This is a genomic window from Sinomonas sp. G460-2 (assembly GCF_047759905.1).
Taxonomy (GTDB): Bacteria; Actinomycetota; Actinomycetes; order Actinomycetales; family Micrococcaceae; genus Sinomonas.
The window spans coordinates 1-4,330 of the sequence record NZ_JBKZWT010000308.1; the positions used below are offsets into that span (position 1 = coordinate 1).

At 69.6% G+C, this 4,330-nt stretch carries 4 protein-coding genes; 3 read left to right on the plus strand and 1 reads right to left on the minus strand.

The window, feature by feature from the left end:
• Positions 1-1,317 (minus strand): amino acid permease (locus tag ACLN58_RS18645; protein ID WP_415856734.1); only part of this gene is annotated, 1,317 nt, incomplete at its 3' end.
• A 246-nt stretch (positions 1,318-1,563) separates the two neighbouring features.
• On the opposite strand from ACLN58_RS18645, the gene ACLN58_RS18650 reads away from it, so the two are divergent.
• The 3 genes from ACLN58_RS18650 to nadA all read left to right on the plus strand — a co-directional run.
• Complete coding sequence (locus tag ACLN58_RS18650) at positions 1,564-2,034, plus strand: Lrp/AsnC family transcriptional regulator (RefSeq protein WP_415856735.1); 471 nt, start codon at positions 1,564-1,566, stop codon at positions 2,032-2,034.
• A 231-nt stretch (positions 2,035-2,265) separates the two neighbouring features.
• Complete coding sequence (locus ACLN58_RS18655; protein ID WP_415856736.1) at positions 2,266-3,060, plus strand: NUDIX hydrolase; 795 nt, start codon at positions 2,266-2,268, stop codon at positions 3,058-3,060.
• Positions 3,057-4,330, plus strand: a 1,274-nt coding sequence (nadA, locus tag ACLN58_RS18660) for a quinolinate synthase NadA (protein ID WP_415856737.1), incomplete at its 3' end; no start/stop codon positions are given. The genes ACLN58_RS18655 and nadA, both read left to right, overlap by 4 nt.

Genomic DNA, 4,330 nt, shown 5'->3' on the forward strand with positions numbered 1-4,330 from the left:
GACGAGCGCGAACGTGCTGAGGAGCTGCGGGCGGGAGTCGTCGCCCATGAGGCCCACCGCGAAGATCGCCGCGAGGATCACGAGCCCCACGACCGTGAGCCACGGGAAGCCCGCCATCCGCAGCGGGAGTTCCACGCCGTCCCGGTCCGCGCGGTGCCGCAGCACGAGCTGGGAGATGAGCGCCGAGCCCCACACCATGAGGCACGTCGAGCCCACGATGTTGAGCAGGACGGGCAGCACCTTGTCCGGGAACGCGATCTCGAGCACGGTCGCGACCACGCCGAACGTCACGCTCGCGAGTACCGCGAGGAGCGGAACCTGCGACTTCGTGAGCGACGCGAGGGCCCGCGGCGCCTCGCCGCGCTCGGCGAGCGAGAAGGCCATGCGCGACGCGCCGTACAGGTTCGCGTTGAGCGCTGAGAGGAGGGCGACGACGGCCACGAGCGTGATGGCGGTCGCGGCGCCCGGCATTCCGGCCGCGTCGAGGACGCCCGCAAAGGGGCTCTTGAGGCCGGCCGAACCCGCCGGGATGACCGCCGCGATGATGAAGATCGAGCCGATGTAGAACACGAGGATGCGCCACACGACCGTGCGGACGGCCTTGCCGACGCTGCGCGCGGGGTCACGCGTCTCCGCCGCGGCGACCGACACGATCTCGGTGCCGCCGAACGCGAACGCGACCACGAACAGCGCCGTCGCGATGCCCGCGAAGCCGTGCGGGGCGAAACCCGCGCCGGCGAAGTTCGCGAGGCTCGGGGAGGGGACCCCCGGGATCCAGCCGAACAGGAGCGCGGCGCCCACGAGCAGGAACGCGACGATCGCCGCAACCTTGAGCAGGGCGAACCAGAATTCGAATTCGCCGAAGTTCTTGACGCGCGTGAGGTTGACGGCCGTGAGCGCCGCGATGAACACGAGCGCCATGAGCCACACGGGGAGGGCGGGGAACACGGTCGCGAGGAGGCCCGCTGCGCCGAGGGCCTCCGCCGCGATGACGACGACGAGCTGGACCCACCAGAGCCAGCCGACCGTCGAGCCGGCCACTGGCCCGAGGGCGCGCGCCGTGTAGACGGAGAACGCGCCGCTCGTGGGGTTCGCGGCGGCCATCTCGCCGAGCGCCCACATCACGAGGATGATGAGCGTTCCGGCCACGAGGTAGGAGAGCAGGACGGCTGGGCCGGCGGCCTGGATTCCGGCTCCCGAGCCGATGAACAGGCCAGCGCCGATCGCGCTTCCGAGGCCCATCATGGTGAGCTGCCGGGGCTTGAGCGCTGCGCCGAGCGTCGACGTCGTTGTCGTGGTCGCTTCTGCAGTCTGCATAGGTGTCATTGACCCTCTTCGGTTCTTCGATGGCCCGCGCTGGGGTGTGTCGGGCCAGGGACGATGACGAGAATAGCGGGAATTCTCGCGCTTGTGTGGTGCGTATCACGGGGCTGAGCACTCTGTTGGCGCGTCGCGCCGGAGTCGACACGATCCTGAGCAGAATGCGCAGTCTATGTGTGAGGGTGCATCAATCTGTAGCATCGGCACGGAGGTCGGCGCCGGCGTCGGCTCAGGGAGGGAACCATGCGGATCGACGAACTCGACGCGAAGATCGTCCGGCTGTTCTCCGAGGAGCAGCGCATGTCCGTGCTCGAGGCGTCGCGGATCTTGAGGGTCGCGCGGGCCACCGTGCAGGCCCGGCTCGACCGCATGACCTCGAGCGGCGTGATCGGCAGCTGGGTTCCGCAGCCGGAGCCGCGCGCGTTCGGCTTCCCCGTTGTCGCGTTTTGCTTCCTGACCATCAACCAGGACCTCGGCCACGACGCCGTCTCGAAGGCCCTCGCCGACATCCCCGAGGTGATCGAGGTCCATACCGTGTCCGGCGACAGCGACCTCTTGGCCCGCGTCGCGGCGCGCTCCAACTCGGACCTCCAGCGCGTGCTCGACATCATGATGGCCACGCGGGCCGTGGTCCGGTCCTCGACCGTGATCGTGCTCAACACGCACTTCGAGGGGCGGACGCTCCCGCTGCTCGAGGCGGCGGCGCGCGGCTGACCCCCCGGCGGGCGGCGCTTCCGCCGCGGCCTAGTGGCGCACGTCACGGACGACGGCGCGCGTCACCTTTTGCTCCGAACCCCACCGAGGCGTATCATCACTTAGGGTCACGGTGACTTTAACTGGTGATGAACACAGCTGGCTGAAGCACCACCGGTTGGATCACCACTTGGATCACCACTTGGATTACCACTCGGAACACCACTCGGAACACCACGGGAGGAGGGCGCCATGAGCACGGTCTACGCGGGTCCCCTCGGGGCGAACGTTTCCGAGCGCGCCCAGCTCCCGCCGTCGTTGGCCATCTCCACGGTGATCTTTGGGCTCAAGCCGAGCCGTGCCGAGGGAAAGCCCACGCTGTGGCTTCCGCTCGTGCGCCGCGTCAAGGAGCCGTTCAAGGGCCAGTGGGCGCTGCCCGGAGGCCCACTCACGGCCCTGGAGTCCCTTGAGGACGCGGCCCGCCGCAATCTTCGCGAGACCACGGGGCTTGCCCCCGAATACCTCGAGCAGCTCTACGCGTTCGGCGGCCTTGACCGTGCGAGCCGCCCGGGCCGGTCCGCGCAGCGCGTCGTCTCGATCGTGTACTGGGCGCTCGTGCGGCCCACGGAGGCCGAGCTCCTCGCCGAGGGGGAGGAGACCGAGAACGTCGCATGGCACCGCGCCGACACCGCAGGCCAGGGCGAGGGCGGCCTCGCGTTCGACCATCGCGAGATCATCGACTACGCCCTGTGGCGCCTCCGCAACAAGATCGAGTACGCGCAGATTGCGTACCACTTCCTCGGCGAGACGTTCACGCTCGCGGAGCTCCGCGAAGTGTACGAGGCCGTTCTGGGGCGCCAGCTCGACCCCGCCAACTTCCGTCGCCAGCTCAAGTCGGTCCCGCAGATCGAGGCGACGGACCAGTTCCTCGAGGGCGGCCGCCATCGCCCTCCGCGGCTTTATCGGTACACGGGACCGCCGCTGTCTGTCCCGACCCTCGACCACCCCTTCCCTCCCACCCGCCCTTCGACCAGGAGCACGCCATGACCTCTGTCGCCACAGCCATCAACCTCATCACGCGTGACGAGGCGGAGCGACGGTCCACCGAGGGCCTCGACGGCGCGAGCACGTGCAGCTCGGACCTCGCGAAGGGCCCGTGGGAGTTCGACGCGGCAGAGGCCATGCGCGGGCTCCCGGAGTACGGGCCTGGCGCGTCGAGCGCCGACGTCGCCCCGGCGTCGACGCCGCGCCAGGGTCAACTCCCGCAGGAGTACAAGGACGCGAGCGAGGACGAGCTCAACGCCCGCATCCGCGCCGCGAAGGAGACCCTCGGCGACCGGGTCGTGGTGCTCGGCCACTTCTACCAGCGCGACGAGGTCGTGGAGCACGCCGACTTCGTGGGCGACTCCTTCCAGCTCGCAAACGCGGCCCTCACGCGCCCGGACGCAGAGGCGATCGTGTTCTGCGGCGTGCACTTCATGGCGGAGACCGCGGACATCCTCTCGCGTGACCACCAGGCCGTGATCCTGCCGAATCTCGCCGCGGGCTGCTCGATGGCGGACATGGCGGACATCGACTCGGTCCAGCAGTGCTGGGATCAGCTCGAGGAGCTCTTCGGCACCGAGCCGGACGCCGAGGGCCGCGTCCCGGTCATCCCGGTCACGTACATGAACTCGTCCGCGGCCCTCAAGGGCTTCTGCGGCGAGCACGGCGGCATTGTGTGCACGTCGTCGAACGCCGCGACCGTGCTCGAGTGGGCCTTCGAGCGCGGCCAGCGCGTCCTGTTCTTCCCGGACCAGCACCTGGGCCGCAACACGGCCAAGGCCATGGGCGTCCCGCTCGCGCAGATGCCGATGTGGAGCCCGCGCAAGGCGTGGGGCGGCACGGACGCCGAGACCCTCCGCGACTCCCGCGTGATCCTGTGGCACGGCTTCTGCTCGGTGCACCGGCGCTTCAACGTCGCGCAGATCGAGAAGGCCCGCGCCGAATACCCGGGCGTGCGCGTGATCGTGCACCCCGAGTGCCCCATGGAGGTCGTCGACGCCGCGGACGAATACGGCTCGACGGACTACATCCGCAAGGCCATCGCCGCCGCGACCGAGCCGACGGTCTTCGCGATCGGCACTGAGGTCAACCTTGTGAACCGCCTCGCGGCCGAGTACCCGCAGCACACGATCTTCTGCCTCGACCCCGTGATCTGCCCGTGCTCGACGATGTACCGCATCCACCCCGGCTACCTCGCGTGGGTCCTCGAGGGGCTCGTCGGGGGCGAGGTCCGGAACCGCATCGAGGTTCCGGCCGGCGTCGCGGACACTGC